Consider the following 14,024-nt stretch of genomic DNA (forward strand, 5'->3'; position numbering starts at 1 on the left):
GATTTTCCAATACCCAGATCTTCTGCAATTGCGGCAACAGATCGCCCACTCGTCTCGACAAGACGTACCGCCTCAGCACGGAACTCCGGCGTCACACCAGCATGGCGGCCACGGCCACCTAATGTTTTCTTTGCGTCCTTCATGGATCAAACTCCTAACAAATTTTAGAAGTCCGCTCTCCACTTTTTCCGGGCAAGTCCAGACCGCCGACATCGCCCTGCCCGTAGAGCACCGAGGCCGGACCACGCAGGACCTCAATCCGTTCCGCGCCATAGGGTTCCTGCCGCCACGAGGCATAACCGGTGGAGCGCAGTTGCAGCCCGTCGCGGAACAGGCCGGTTTCCGCCTGTGAGAAGCCACGGATCAGGGTCCAGTCATAGCGGGTGTCGATGCCGAAGGATTCCCCGACCACGCCGGGGGTGTAGCGCAGGGCTTCCACCACGCTGTCGGCCTTCTGGGCGTCAATCTGGTCGCGGGTCACCACGGAAACAGACTGCGGCGTGCGGATCAGGGGGGCATCGGTCTTGGAAGCGGTGGCGACCCGGCGGGCGGTATAACCCTCTGTCGGTTCCCACGGGGAGCTGTCCCCCGGCACCGTGACAGTCCCGGCCACCGACAGCGGGGCCAGCACCGCCGCCCCGGCCGGGGCGGCGGGCAGGGGCAGCAGGGTGACGGTGCCGTCGGTGGCGGTGGCGGCGGTCAGGCCGGTGCCCTGCAACAGCCGGGTCAGGGCGGCCTCGGCGGTCAGGGTGCCGCTGACGGCGGCGGAGGTCCGGCCGGTGGCGTCTTCCGCCCGCAGGCTGACCTGTACCCCGGACTGGCGGCCATAGGCGGCAATCGCCGCCGCCAGCGGCTGGGCCGGAATATCGAAGGGGCGGGCTGCCGGGGCCTGCTGGGCTGCGGCGGGGACGGGGGCGGTGATCAGGACCGGCAGGCCGGAGAGCAGGGCGGCGCTGGCGAGGAGGGCGGTCCGGAGGGACAGGGCGGAGCGGGTCATCGGTGCGGGCAGATCCGGTCTGGAGGGCAGAAAACGCAAATCATTTGCAGTCGCGTTATTCCACTGACGCAGCCAGGGCCGCCTTTTTTCACGGGACCGTGAATTTTTTTCAGATGTATGCGTCAGGCCTGCCGGGGGCGGGATCTTACCGGGGTTTGGCCGGGCCAGCCTCCGGTCCGGAAATCAGGGTGGCCAGCGGGCCAAGTGCCTGAACCTGCCCCCTGAACGGAGCCACCACCGCCCGCAGGGCAGCCTGTGGGGTGTGCAGGCTGTAAACGCCGGTCACCCGCTGCTGCCCCAGTGCGGAGTCTGTCAGGATCACCAGTCCCGGCAGATAGGGGCGCAGATCGTCAATCACCTCGGCGACCGGGCGGTTTTCCACTGCCAGAATCCCGGACCGCCATGGGGCGATCGCATCCACCGGCAGGGTGTACGGCGTCAGGGCGTTGGCGGGGTCCTCCAGCCGCACGGCCTGTCCGGCGGTCAGGGGAACCGGGGTGTCCGGGCGGTTGCTCAGGCTGGCCAGAACCCGGCCTTCCTCCACCTGCACGCTGACGGCGGACCCCCGGCGGCTGACGGCAAAGCGGGTTCCGGTGACGGTGACGGTCAGCGGCCCGGCAATCACCCGGAACGGGCGGGCGGGGTCAGGGCTGACGGTGAAAAAGGCGTCGCCATGGTCCAGTGTGACCCGACGGCTGTCGCCCTTCAGGTCAGACGACAGGGCCGTCTGTGGGGCCAGAAGAATGTGGCTGCCGTCGGTCAGGTCGGCCTGTGACCATTCGGCGGTGCCGGTGCGGGGGCCGCCGGTCAGGCCCGGTCCCCACACGCTTCCGGCCAGAACGAGCAGGGCGACACAGGCCGCCGCCAGCCATGGCCGCCTGCCGGTCCGGCGTGCCGGACGCACCGGGTGGCGGATTGGGGCAGGAGCCTGACTGCTCTGTGCCGCCGGAAGATGGCGACAGAGATCCCAGACCCGGCGGGCCCGGTCGAAGGCGGCCTGATGGGCCGGGTCGGCAGCGCACCAGACGGTACAGTCGGCGGCAACGGCCGGATCGGCAGCCTGTTCAAGCCGCAGCAGCCAGTCAGCGGCCTGATCATCAAGGCTGAGGGCCGGGGGGAATGAAAGAAGATCGTTGCTCATGGCCGGGTCTCCTGCCCGGGGCCGGGCTCCGGCGGGTCCAGTTCCTGCATCAGGGCGCTGAGGGCGGTGCGGACCATGCGGTGGGCGGTGGCGACGGAGACCCCTTCGCGGTCGGCAATGTCCTGAAGGCTGTCACCGTTCAGGCGGTGGGCTTCAAAAGCCCGGCGAACCGGGGGCGGCAGGGCAGACAGGGCCTGAGTCAGCCGGGCGATCTGCTGGCGGTCGATGGCGGTCTGCTCCGGCGTGGCGTCGCGGGCGGCCAGTGTATCACAGCAGTCCTCAAGGGGGGCCGCAGAATCATGGCTGGCCCGGCGCAGGGTATCAACCGCCAGATTGCGGACGATCCGGTACAGGTACTGGACCGGCCGCAGCAGGGCGGGCCCGTCCGGGCTGAAGCGCAGATAAGCATCCTGCACCAGATCTTCGGCCCGGGACCGGCATTTGACCAAGGCTGCCGCATAGTCGACCAGATCGGCCCGGTGGGCCAGATACAGGTCCACCTTATCCTTGTCTGTTGCCACCGCTGTGCCCTGTTGCCAAGAGACTCTGATTTATGCGAACGATTATCAATATCGCTTGTGTAAATCAATCCTGTTTGTCAGCAGGGGGCAGGGTCAGCGGGCGCGGTCGTTCAGGGGCAGAGGGATTGAGGAGCGCGACAGCACTTCTTCCATCACCACATAGGTGTGGGTTTCCTTCACCCCGGGCAGGGTCATGATGATTTCGCCCAAAAAGCCCCGGTATTGCGACATATCCGGCAGGCGGACCTTCAACATATAGTCAAAACCACCGGCCACCATGTGGCATTCCTGAATCTCCGGGCGGCTGATCACGGCCTCGCGGAAGTGGTCGAACACGTCCGGGGTGGTGCGGTCCAGCGCCACTTCGATGAAACAGACCACCGGACAGCCGAGCTTATGGGGGTCCAGCCGGGCTTCGTAAGACAGGATGTAGCCGTCCCGTTCCAGTCGGCGGACCCGTTCCAGACACGGAGTCGCCGACAGATTGACGCGGCGGGACAGCTCGGCGTTGGAGATCCTGCCGTCCTTTTGCAGCTCGGCCAGGATCTTCATGTCGATTTGGTCGATTGTTTTGCTCATGACCACTTTCTCAGAACAAAGTATGGCTTGATGTGTCTATGTAGGATTCTTATCACGTTTTTCTCATCAAATAAAGACGAACGTTCTCTGCCGTTTTCTGGTATTCCTTTTTAGCAGAACAACCCCGCCCTGACGGCATGGCTCCGGCAGGGAACGGAAACAGGCACTCCCCAGTCTCCCCAGACCCAACTCCTGAGGACGTCATGAGCAACGACACCCCGATGCTGTTTACCTCCGCTGATCCGGCGTTCCCGGAGTGGCGCGATATGCTGGCCTCCGGTTACCGCCGGGATGAGGATGCCGTCGTTGCTGAGCTGATGGAAGAAGCGGCGCTGCCTGATGCGGTGAAGGCCCGGGTCACCGCACGTGCCCGTGATCTGGTGGCGCTGGTGCGCTCCAACCGCTCCCGCAAGGGCGGTGTTGACGCCTTCATGAATGAATATGACCTGTCGACGCAGGAAGGCCTGACCCTGATGTGTCTGGCGGAAGCCCTGCTGCGGATTCCCGACGGCGAAACCGCCGACCGGCTGATCCGCGACAAGCTGACCGGTACCGACTGGGAAAAGCATCTGGGCAATTCCCGCTCGATCTTCGTCAATGCCTCCACCATCGGCCTGATGCTGACCGGGCGGATCCTAGGCCCCAATGACCTGCCGGAGGATGCCCCGGAAGGGGTGGTGCGCCGTCTGGTGTCGCGTCTGGGCGAGCCGGTGATCCGGCAGGCCCTGAAGCAGGCGATGAAGATCATGGGCCGCCAGTTTGTGCTGGGCCGCACCATCACCGAAGCGATGGACCGGGCCGCCGAACAGGAAAAGCGCGGCTACCGTTATTCCTACGACATGCTGGGCGAAGCCGCCCGCACCGATGAAGACGCCACCAAGTACTATATCTCCTACGAGAAGGCGATCCATGCCATCGGCAAGGCGTCCAACGGGCGGGGTGTGCTGGCCGGTCCGGGCATTTCGGTGAAGCTGTCGGCGCTGCATCCGCGCTATGAGTTCGCCAAGCGGGCGGAAATCCTTGATGTTCTGGCCGCCCGGACGCTGGAACTGGCGAAACTGGCCAAGCAGTATGATATCGGCTTCTGCATTGATGCTGAAGAGGCCGACCGGCTGGAACTGTCGCTGGAACTGATCGACAAGGTTTACAGCGATCCGTCGCTGGGCAACTGGACCGGCTTCGGGCTGGCGGTGCAGGCGTATCAGAAGCGGACCCGGCAGGTGATCGACACACTGGCGGGCATGGTCCGCCGGGTTGGCCGCCGGATGAACGTCCGGCTCGTCAAGGGCGCGTACTGGGATGCTGAAGTGAAGCGGGCGCAGGAAGCCGGGATGACCGATTATCCGGTCTATACCCGCAAGGTGGCGACCGATGTGTCCTATCTCGCCTGTGCCAGGCGGCTGTTCACCTACGGTGAGCTGTTCTTCCCGCAGTTTGCCACCCACAACGCTCACACCGCCGCCTGCATTCTTGAGCTGGCGGAGGGTCGCCCGTTTGAGTTCCAGCGCCTGCATGGCATGGGCGAGGAACTGCATGATGAGATCGTTCCGGCCAACAAGCTGAACGTGCCGTGCCGCATTTATGCGCCGGTCGGCGGTCATGCCGAGCTGCTGTCCTATCTGGTGCGCCGCCTGCTGGAAAACGGGGCCAACACCTCCTTCGTCAACCGGCTGGTCGATGACCGCACCCCGATTGACGCGATCATTGCCGACCCGGTGGAGCGTCTGGCGGCCCTGCCGAAAAAGCGCCATCCGCATATTCCGCTGCCGCTGGATCTGTATGGCGCCGGGCGCCGCAATTCCAAAGGGCTGGACCTGACCGACAGCACCGTTGCCCAGCCGCTGGCGGCGGCGATGGCGGCCTCCGCCGCCCGGGTCCGCCAGTCCGGCCCGATTGTCAGCGGTGAGCTGCGGGTGCGGACGGAACAGCCGGTATGCAATCCGGCGGATACCCGCCATGTGGTCGGCACCGTCAGCGAGGCGACGGCTGAGGATATCGCCGATGCCCTGACCCGTGCCGTGACGGCACAGTCGCAGTGGGCGGCCCGTCCGGCCTCCGAGCGGGCGGCGGTGCTGCGCAAGGCGGCGGACCTGATGGAAGACCGGATGGTCGACCTGATGACCGTCTGCCAGATTGAAGCCGGGAAGACGCTGGGCGATACCATCGCCGAAGTGCGGGAAGCCGTTGACTTCCTGCGTTATTACGCCGGAGAAGCCGAACGCGTCTGCGGTGGCGCGGTGGAAATGCCGGATGCGGCGGGCCGTCCGTCGCGGGTGGTGATGCAGGGGCGGGGGGTGTTCCTGTGCATCAGCCCGTGGAACTTCCCGCTGGCGATTTTCGCCGGTCAGGTGGCGGCGGCGCTGGCGGCGGGCAATGCCGTGATTGCCAAACCGGCGGAACAGACCCCGCTGATTGCCGCTGAAGCGGTGCGGATTCTGCTGGATGCCGGGGTTCCGGCTGATGCCCTGCATCTGCTGCCGGGCCGGGGGGAAACCGTCGGTGCGGCGCTGGTCAACGATGCGCGTATTGCCGGGGTGGCCTTCACCGGGTCGGAGCAGGTGGCAAAGATCATCAGCCGCAGCCTTGCCGCCCGCAAGGCCGCCGATGCCCCGCTGATCGCCGAAACCGGCGGCATGAATGCGATGATCATGGACTCCTCGGCCCTGCCGGAACAGGTGATCCGCGATGCGGTGCTGTCGGCCTTCGGGTCCGCCGGACAGCGCTGTTCCGCCCTGCGGGTGCTGTTTGTGCAGGAAGACGTGGCGGATCACCTGATCGGCATGCTGAAAGGGGCGATGGAACGCCTGCGCATTGACCTGCCGAACCTGCTGACCACCGATGTCGGGCCGGTGATCGACGAGGACGCCCGCAGCGTGTTGCAGGCCCACGCTGACCGCATGGACCGCGAGGCAAAGCTGATTTACCGCTGCGACGTGGCGGGGGCCTGTGACCATGGCACCTTCTTCGCGCCGCGCGCCTATGAAATCCCGGGTCTGCATGTGCTGAAGCGCGAGGTGTTCGGCCCGGTGCTGCATGTGGTGCGTTATAAGAGCAGCGATCTGGATGCGGTGATCGATGCCATCCGCAACACCGGTTATGGCCTGACCATGGGCATTCATACCCGGATCGACTCCAAGGCCCGCTATATTCACAGCCGGTCCCGCGTCGGCAATACCTACGTCAACCGCAACATGATCGGTGCGGTGGTCGGGGTGCAGCCCTTCGGCGGGGAAGGCCTGTCGGGGACCGGCCCGAAGGCCGGTGGCCCGAACTATCTGGGCCGCTTCACTGTACCGGTGGCTGAGCCGCTGCTGGAAGATGATCTGGCCGCTGCCCGCCGGGCGGTTGAGCTGGATGCCGGGAAGCTGATGAACGCCGACCTGCCTGCCGGGGCGAGGGCTCCGGCCTCCGCCGGGGATGTGGCGGCGGTGCTGAGCCGCCTGCGGGCGGAAGCGCCGGACTTTGACGCCCGCGATGGCGGTCAGCGGGCCGACCTGCTGCTGGATCTGGCCCGAACCCTGAATGTCGAGGGGCCGTTGCTGACGGCGGTGCTGGGCCGGGATACCGGCCGGGCGCTGGCGACGGCTGCCGGAGAGGTGCGGGCCGCCCATGATCAGGTGATTCTGCTGGCCCGTCAGGTCCGGCATGAGCTGTCTGCCCCGCTGGCCTTGCCCGGCCCGACCGGGGAGCGCAATGAACTGCGCCATCATGGCCGGGGTGTGGCGCTGGTGCTGGCGGATGCGTCGGCGTCTCTGTCGCAGGTGCTAGGCCATGTGGCGGCGGCGCTGGGCGGCGGCAATGCCGTGGCGGTGGTGGCGGATGCTGCCCTGTCCGGGGCGGTGATGGCGGCGCTGTCGGGCCTGAACGGGCTGGTGCCGGTGCTGACCGTTCCGGGCGACCGTCAGGCTGATCTTCTGGCCGCTCCGGGGATTGAGACGGTGGCGGTGTCCGGGGCTGCGGCTCTGGCGGAACAGGCGGCGGCGGTGCTGGCAGCGCGGGAGGGGGCGATTGTTCATCTCGTCACCGACTCGGTCAGCCCGTATCTGCTGTCCCGGTTCTGTGCCGAACGGACCCTGACCGTCGATATGACCGCAGCGGGGGGCAATGCCTCGCTGATGACCCTGAACGAGGATGCGGCGGCGGAATAATCTGCACCCGGTTTCTTGCCGGGAGAGTGTAGATTTTATCCAAAATCAGAGAGGGCAGCCCGGAACCGCGTGTTTCGGGCTGTTCCTTTTCTAAGGTGTGACGTAATACTGTTCGGCCGGTCAGGATTCTCCCCCTATGGTTGAGAGCCGTGTTTCCGGCCAAAATACTCCGCGAAACCGGGACTCTGACCGGACTCGCCCGCCAACAAGACCTGTGGAGGTTTCCGGTGTCCCGCCTGCAAGCCCATGCCCTGCTCCTGATTGCCGCCATCATCTGGGGCTCGACCTTTGTCGTGCAGAAACTGGCGGTGGCGCCGGATACGTCCGGCGGCGAAAGCATCGGGGCGCTGGCCTTCACCGGCACCCGCTTCCTGATGGGGGCGCTGGTGGTGCTGCCGCTGGCCCTGCGGGAAGCCCGCGCCGCCGTCCACCGCCTCAGCCGTACCGACTGGCTGGGCTTCCTTGGCTGCGGGATCTCGCTGTTTGCCGGGGCGTGGCTCCAGCAGGTCGGTCTGGGGATGACCACGGTGACCAATGCCGGGTTCATCACCGGTCTGTACGTGCCGATGGTGCCGGTGATTGCCCTGCTGCTGTTCCGCCGCACCCCGCACTGGGCGGTGTGGCCGGGGGCAGCAGGCTGTGCTGCCGGGATTTTCCTGCTGGGCGGCGGGCATATTGATGCCTTCAACACCGGGGATCTATGGGTGTTGATCGGCGCGGTGTTCTGGGCGATTCAGGTGACGTTTGTCGGTATTTTTGCCTCGCGCAGTGGCCGCCCGCTGGCGCTGGCGGTCAGCCAGTTCGTGATTGCCGGGGTTCTGGGGTCGATTGCCGCCGGAATTCTGGAGACGCCGCGGCTGGAACTGTTTGAGAAGGCGGCGTTTGAACTGGCGTGGGCCGGGTTCCTGTCGGTCGGGGTGGCGTTTACCCTACAGGTGATCGGCCAGCGCTATACCCATCCGGCGACGGCAGCGATTCTGCTCAGTTCCGAGATGGCTTTTGCCGCGCTGGCCGGGGCGGTGGCGCTGGGCGAAACCATGGGGCCGATTCAGGCGGTTGGCGGGGCGCTGATTCTGGGCAGCATCATTCTGGTGGAGGTGATGCCGACCCTGCAACGTCGGTCCCTGAAACCGGCAGAGTGATTGCCGCAACATGAGTAATGCGCACTAATTGCGCCTGCGGCAGAGGGTGCTATACTTCAGGAGGAATGTCGGGATTGTCCGCCATCCATCGGGAGGCCGCATCATGCATGACCTGACCACTGCCCGCTTTCTGGTCGGCCGCCGCGGCGGCCGTCCGTTGACCCGAATCGCTGAACCCTGGGAAGGGGGCGGGGTGCCGCTGGTTCCGCCCCGTCAGGATACCCTGTTGCAGGACCTGTGGCGGGTGCTCCGTTCGGCGCTGTCGTGACATCCGGCGGCAGATGCGCTACCGATAGCCGATCGCGGCGATGCGGGGTGGATCATGGCAGACATCATTAATCTGCGGCAGGCGCGCAAACAGAAAGCGCGGACGGAGAAAGAGGCGGTGGCGGCAGCCAACCGTGCCGCCTTTGGCCGTACCAAAGCTGAAAAACAGCTGACGCAGGCCCGGAAGACTCAGGCCGAGCGCCGTCTTGATGGTCACCAGCGCGACCCGGAGACCGCTGACCCGACCGATTCCACATGATTTCCTGCATCTGACTGCAACATTCTTCTATGCGTCGCGCCTTTGGCATGGTTGCATAGCGGACCGTTTGCCGTGCCTGCGTCCGTCGGCCAGACTCCCCCGGCCGGGGCGCCGCACAGTTGTCACACCACACCGTCTTCAAAGGTAATAAAATGTCCGTGCAGACTGCTACCCTTGACTTCGAGATCATGCCGACCAGCACGCCGACTCCGGAAGCCGACCGTCTGAAGGCCTTTGAGAATCTCGGTTTCGGTACCCTGTTCACCGACCACATGGCGGTGATCAAGTGGAACGTGGACAAGGGATGGCACTCGGCGCAGGTAACCGCACGGACCCCCTTCCAGATTGATCCGGCCAGCAGCGTGCTGCACTACGCGCAGGAAATCTTTGAAGGAATGAAGGCCTACCGCACCGCCGATGGCCGTGCCGTGCTGTTCCGCCCGGAAGAGAATGCCCGCCGTTTCAACGAGTCGGCCCACCGTATGGCGATGCCGGAACTGCCGGAAGGTGACTTCATCGCGGCGGTCGAAAAGCTGGTGCAGCTGGATGCCCGCTGGATTCCGGAAGGGGACAGCAGCCTGTATCTGCGCCCCTTCATGTTCGCCAGCGAAGTGTTCCTCGGGGTTCGCAAGGCCACCGACTTCATCTTCTGTGTGATCGCCTCGCCGGTCGGCCCGTATTTCAAGGGCGGCATGAAGCCGGTCACCATCTGGGTGTCGCAGAACTATACCCGCGCTGCCGTCGGTGGCACCGGGGCCGCCAAATGTGGCGGCAACTATGCCAGCAGTCTGGCGGCGCAGGCGGAAGCGGCGGCGCAGGGCTGTGATCAGGTGGTGTTCCTCGATGCGGTCGAACACCGCTGGGTCGAGGAACTGGGTGGCATGAACGTCTTCTTCGTGATGGACGACAACACCCTTGTCACCCCGCCGGTGGCGGGGACCATCCTGCCGGGGATCACCCGCAAGTCGCTGATCGAGCTGGCCCGCGACAACGGCCTGACCGTTGAGGAACGCCCGTATTCCTATGATGACTGGAAGGCGGATGCGGCCAGCGGTAAGCTGAAGGAAGCTTTCGCCTGTGGGACCGCCGCCGTGGTGGCGGGCATCGGCACCGTGAAGCATCAGGGTGGCGAGTTCAAGATCGGCGACGGCCAGACCGGCCCGGTCACCACCAAGCTGCGTTCGGCGCTGGTGGATATTCAGCGGTGTTCGGCACCGGATACCCATGGCTGGGTCCATGTGCTGAGGGGCGTGTAACGTCAGCCCTTCGGTCTTTGGGACTGATACAGAAAGCCCCGGTGCGGAGTGTCTGCACCGGGGCTTTTTTGCAGCGGAGCGCGTTCGGACGGGCTTTGGATCAGTCCCAGAAAACCCGGCGGCGGCTGAAGGCCTTCCAGCTCTGGCGGGCGATGTCCAGCACCTCATCCCGCCGGGCCGCATGCCAGCCGCCGACCAGACCGGCGGGCAGGGCGCAGGCCGGGACCTGTTCTGACAGGGTCTGGAGCAGCCCGAGGGCGACGGCTCCGTCATTCAGGTGCCCCAGATGATCTTGCAGGGCGGCAAGGGCCTCCGCGAAGGCGGCTGTCCGCTTTCCGGGGAACAGCGATCCGAAGAAATCGACGCTGTACCGCAGTTTCTTCACCTCAATCCGCACCTGATGGCGGGCAGCGACAGACAGGCTGGCAAAGCGATGCCCGCGCTTGAGGACTTTGCGGTAACGGGCGGCAAGAATCGTGGTCGCAAAGTCGGCAACCCGCTGGCTGCGGGGGGCGGCGGTGTCATCCTCCAGCGTCAGCCACGCCCCGGTTTCAATCCATTCGGCCAGATCAAGGCAGGCCAGCGTGAAGGCCGGAGAGGCGGCGGTGGATATCGCCCGTTCGTAGGCGGCGGTCCGTCGGGCCATCAGTTCCTGCCGCAGAGCGGTAAAGACGGCAGCCGGGACCTCGGCGGCGGTCAGGGCATCCTCGGCGGTGCTCAGGCCCTCGCTGAGGAACACATCCAGATCCCGGGCCTCTCCCAGTGTATCGGCAATCCAGCGGGCGTGTTCGCGGATTGCCGCCAGCTGGGGATCCTGTGCTGACAGGGCCGGGCGGAACACCGTCAGGGCGGAGCGGAAGCGCCGCATCGCCACCCGCATCTGGTGCACCGACTCGGGGGAACGCTGCTTTTGCAAGGCATCCTGATTGGCCAGAAGATGCGACAGGCAGGTGCGGCCAATCACCTGTAATGCCTGTGCGGCGGTCATCTCCGGGGTCAGGGCCGGTGCCTTGGCCCGCTTGACGCCGGGGACTTCCCCGGTCAGCAGGCGATAACCGCGTTCTGATTTAGCAACCGTGCCGATCCGCAGGGGGAGGGTGCTGGCCAGTTCCCGCGCAAAGGTGAACAGGGCCTGCGGCGTTCCGCGTTTCAGCTCCAGCTCCAGCTCACAGAAGGGTTGCGTCTGCTGGCCGGTTTCGACTCCCCCATGGTCGATGCTCAGTTCCACTTCCGCATCCTCGGTGGCGAGAACATAGCTGCTGCGCCGGAAGTGGGTGGCAAACTGCGGTGCCAGTGACAGGTCTGTCAGGGGGGTGGTCAGCGCCTGCGGCAGAGCGGTTTCGTTCAGGGCGACCAAAGCCGGAGAATCGTCGAAAACATCATGCTCCCATTCCAGACGGTTGAAATGGGCCCCGCTTTCGGCGGGCCGTCGCATCTTCACGTTCTGGATCCGCCGCTTGCCGACATGCCGGATGCGGACGGTGGCCCCGATCTGGCGCAGGGCATGGTCGCTGGTGTCGAAATACACACTGCGCAGATCCTGACTGACCGCTTTTCCCTGTCGCAGGCGGCGGATCAGCCCGTGACGGCGGACCTTGTCGATCAGGGCCGGGTCAAGATCAAGCTTCAGTTCCAGTTCCGTCGCCATCGCAGCAGTCCAGATCTATGCGCCGGGGAGGGCGCGGTGAAGGCCGGAGGCAGGCCTGACTGCCTTGCATGATATGCAAAAACGGAGCAGACCTAAAATGAAACTCCTGTCAGGCAGGGCTGCTATGCCGATGATGCGGGATAGACGGGGTGAAGATGTCTGATCAGGTGCTTTTTCTTGTCAAGACAGGGAGATCGGTGACACTGTACCGGCAGGATTTCCATGCTGGGTTCGGGGGTGAGAAACACAACCGGGCCCGGTGTGCCGGGTGCATGGAATAGACAGGGAATTTCAGCGGTGACGCAGCGTCGTTTCATCAGAATGGGACTCGGGCTGGCGGCGGTGTGCGCGGCGGGCCTGCTAACGGCCTGCGGGCCGGTGTATGACCCCAAGGGATTTAACCGGGTCATGACCTCGCCCTCCAGCTCCCGTGTTGATACGGCGCTGGCAGCGATGTCGCGGGGCGAATACGGTGTGGCAGAGCAAAGCCTGTCTGCGGCACTGGATGCAGACCCGAAAGATCCCTATGCCCTGCTGGCCATGGGGATGCTGTATCAGAACACCAACCGTCCCCAGAAGGCTGAGGCGCTGTACCAGCAAATTCTTCTGCTCAATCCAACGGCGACGATTTCCTCCGGCCCGTGGGGGGATATGCGCCAGCGCTCGGTCCGGGATGTGGCGGAAGAGAATCTCCAGGCCCTTGGTGGCGGCAGCCGCCCCGGTGCGCTCAGTTACCCTAATCTGAAGAAGAACGATCCGCCAGCCGGGGCGGCCCTGCCGCCGAACGGTCTTGGGGCTGCCGGGCAGCGGTTTGCCGTCTTCAAGTCGCTGGTTGATGAAAATCTGGCGACTCCGGAAGAATGGATGGCGCGCCGGGGGCAGAATATCGGGGCCCTGCTGCCCCTGACGCATGGGGCGCCGGGGACCGGGCTGGACCGTCCGTCTCCGGATGCGAAGGCGGTGGGGAACCGCCTGAAGGCACTGGCGGCGGCCTTCGAGGGCCGTGGCATCAGTGCCAGCCAGCACGCGATGGAACGACAGGCGATTCTGGATGGCGTTCTGCCGGAGCAGCCCAAGGTGCGGGCCTCTGCACCGCCGGTGCCGCGTGGTGTGATGGAAGCGGCTGATGCGATCGGCCGTCTCGACCGCCTGCGGGCCAATAACGTGATTAGTCCGGGGGAGTATGAGGACGAGCGGGCTGCGATTGAACGCGCTCTGCGGGGCGGGACCCCGCGCCCGAAGCCGACTGCTCCGGCCCCGAAACCGGTGGAGGCTCCGCCCGCCGCAGCGGCTCAGGCTCCGCAGCAGCTGATGCCGCAGGCTCCGGCTCCGGGGACTCCGGCCAATGCCCAGCCCGGCGCCAGTATTAATAACCCGGCGGCGGTCTTGCAGACGGGCCGGATGGCCAATCAGACTGTTCCCGATCCTGCGGATTTCAGCAACCCGGACGCCGATAGTCCGATCGGGGCTGGCGGTATCGTTGCCGTCCATCTGGCATCCTTTAAGAATCAGGAGCTGGCGGACAAGGGATGGAAGGAAATGATCGGGCGTTATCCCGATCTGGCCGCGATCACCCCTCGGGTGACACAGGTGACGCTGCCGGATCAGGGGACGGTTTTCCGCCTTAACGCGGGTCCGTTTGCTGACCGTGCCAAAGCTCAGGAATTCTGCACCAAGCTGAAGGGGCAGTATTGCGAGGTCGTGTTCCTGGGGGGCTGAGGAGAGTCCAAAGGACTATGGCAGCGGATGATGAATCCCCTTGCCAGCCTCGGTCGAACTGGCTAATGATGGTTTCTCCGGCGCAGATCAGCGCGCTGGTCATCTGATTTCTTCTCTCACTCTGTAGAAGGCCATCGTCAAGCTTGCTTGGTCAGCATTCTGCGCTCCGTTTTCCCGATATCGGGGAGGCAAAGAGGTTGAGAAAATAGTTGAAAAAAGATGTTGACGAGTTTGGCGGGATTGAGTAAAAACCGCCTCCCGACGACGCGGGCCGCAGCGAAGAGCTGGTGGGGAGCGTCGTTGGAAGTCACCTTGGTGGCGCCGCTGTTAGACAAGTGAAGAGAGGG

Annotated in this window: 13 protein-coding genes; 6 read left to right on the plus strand and 7 right to left on the minus strand. The window is 65.1% G+C overall.

Annotation, left to right across the window (positions count from 1 at the left end; genetic code table 11):
* The 5 genes from FHS48_RS20640 to FHS48_RS19535 form a co-directional block, all read right to left on the minus strand.
* On the minus strand, window positions 1–143 hold a 143-nt coding region (locus tag FHS48_RS20640; protein WP_184266578.1), incomplete at its 3' end, for a transposase.
* Between the two features lie 11 nt (window positions 144–154).
* Window positions 155–997 (minus strand): TonB-dependent receptor, encoded by an 843-nt coding sequence (locus FHS48_RS19520; protein ID WP_184266581.1) that lies wholly within the window; start codon window positions 995–997, stop codon window positions 155–157.
* A gap of 145 nt (window positions 998–1,142) precedes the next feature.
* On the minus strand, window positions 1,143–2,138 hold the full coding sequence (locus FHS48_RS19525; RefSeq protein ID WP_184266583.1) for a FecR family protein: 996 nt from the start codon (window positions 2,136–2,138) through the stop codon (window positions 1,143–1,145).
* Window positions 2,135–2,659 carry a sigma-70 family RNA polymerase sigma factor gene (locus FHS48_RS19530; protein ID WP_184266586.1) on the minus strand — a complete coding sequence of 175 codons (525 nt, stop codon included), beginning with the start codon at window positions 2,657–2,659 and terminating at the stop codon, window positions 2,135–2,137. Before FHS48_RS19530 ends, FHS48_RS19525 begins: the two co-directional genes overlap by 4 nt.
* Window positions 2,660–2,752: 93 nt before the next feature.
* Window positions 2,753–3,238, minus strand: coding sequence for an Lrp/AsnC ligand binding domain-containing protein (locus tag FHS48_RS19535; protein WP_184266589.1), 486 nt, complete (start codon window positions 3,236–3,238; stop codon window positions 2,753–2,755).
* A gap of 203 nt (window positions 3,239–3,441) precedes the next feature.
* On the opposite strand from FHS48_RS19535, the gene putA reads away from it, so the two are divergent.
* From putA to FHS48_RS19560, 5 genes are all read left to right on the plus strand, one after another.
* A complete protein-coding gene (gene putA / locus FHS48_RS19540; protein WP_221443616.1) occupies window positions 3,442–7,386 on the plus strand; it encodes a bifunctional proline dehydrogenase/L-glutamate gamma-semialdehyde dehydrogenase PutA in 3,945 nt (1,314 codons plus the stop codon).
* Window positions 7,387–7,613: 227 nt separating this feature from the next.
* Window positions 7,614–8,528 (plus strand): DMT family transporter, encoded by a 915-nt coding sequence (locus FHS48_RS19545; RefSeq protein WP_184266592.1) that lies wholly within the window; start codon window positions 7,614–7,616, stop codon window positions 8,526–8,528.
* Window positions 8,529–8,631: 103 nt separating this feature from the next.
* A complete protein-coding gene (locus FHS48_RS19550; protein WP_184266595.1) occupies window positions 8,632–8,796 on the plus strand; it encodes a hypothetical protein in 165 nt (54 codons plus the stop codon).
* 54 nt (window positions 8,797–8,850) lie between these two features.
* Window positions 8,851–9,054, plus strand: a complete 204-nt coding sequence (locus FHS48_RS19555; protein ID WP_184266597.1) for a DUF4169 family protein — start codon at window positions 8,851–8,853, stop codon at window positions 9,052–9,054.
* 152 nt (window positions 9,055–9,206) lie between these two features.
* Window positions 9,207–10,310 carry a branched-chain amino acid aminotransferase gene (locus FHS48_RS19560; protein WP_184266600.1) on the plus strand — a complete coding sequence of 368 codons (1,104 nt, stop codon included), beginning with the start codon at window positions 9,207–9,209 and terminating at the stop codon, window positions 10,308–10,310.
* Between the two features lie 100 nt (window positions 10,311–10,410).
* Here FHS48_RS19560 and FHS48_RS19565 read toward each other — a convergent pair whose 3' ends face one another.
* On the minus strand, window positions 10,411–11,958 hold the full coding sequence (locus FHS48_RS19565; RefSeq protein WP_184266603.1) for a CYTH and CHAD domain-containing protein: 1,548 nt from the start codon (window positions 11,956–11,958) through the stop codon (window positions 10,411–10,413).
* Window positions 11,959–12,366: 408 nt separating this feature from the next.
* On the opposite strand from FHS48_RS19565, the gene FHS48_RS19570 reads away from it, so the two are divergent.
* Window positions 12,367–13,677: an SPOR domain-containing protein gene (locus FHS48_RS19570; RefSeq protein ID WP_184266606.1), complete on the plus strand. Its 1,311-nt coding sequence runs from the start codon at window positions 12,367–12,369 to the stop codon at window positions 13,675–13,677.
* 137 nt (window positions 13,678–13,814) lie between these two features.
* Here the strand turns inward: FHS48_RS19570 and FHS48_RS19955 are convergent.
* On the minus strand, window positions 13,815–14,024 hold a 210-nt coding region (locus FHS48_RS19955; protein WP_221443617.1), incomplete at its 5' end, for a hypothetical protein.

Origin of the sequence: Novispirillum itersonii, assembly GCF_014205675.1 — a bacterium.
Lineage (GTDB): Bacteria > Pseudomonadota > Alphaproteobacteria > Rhodospirillales > Rhodospirillaceae > Novispirillum > Novispirillum itersonii_A.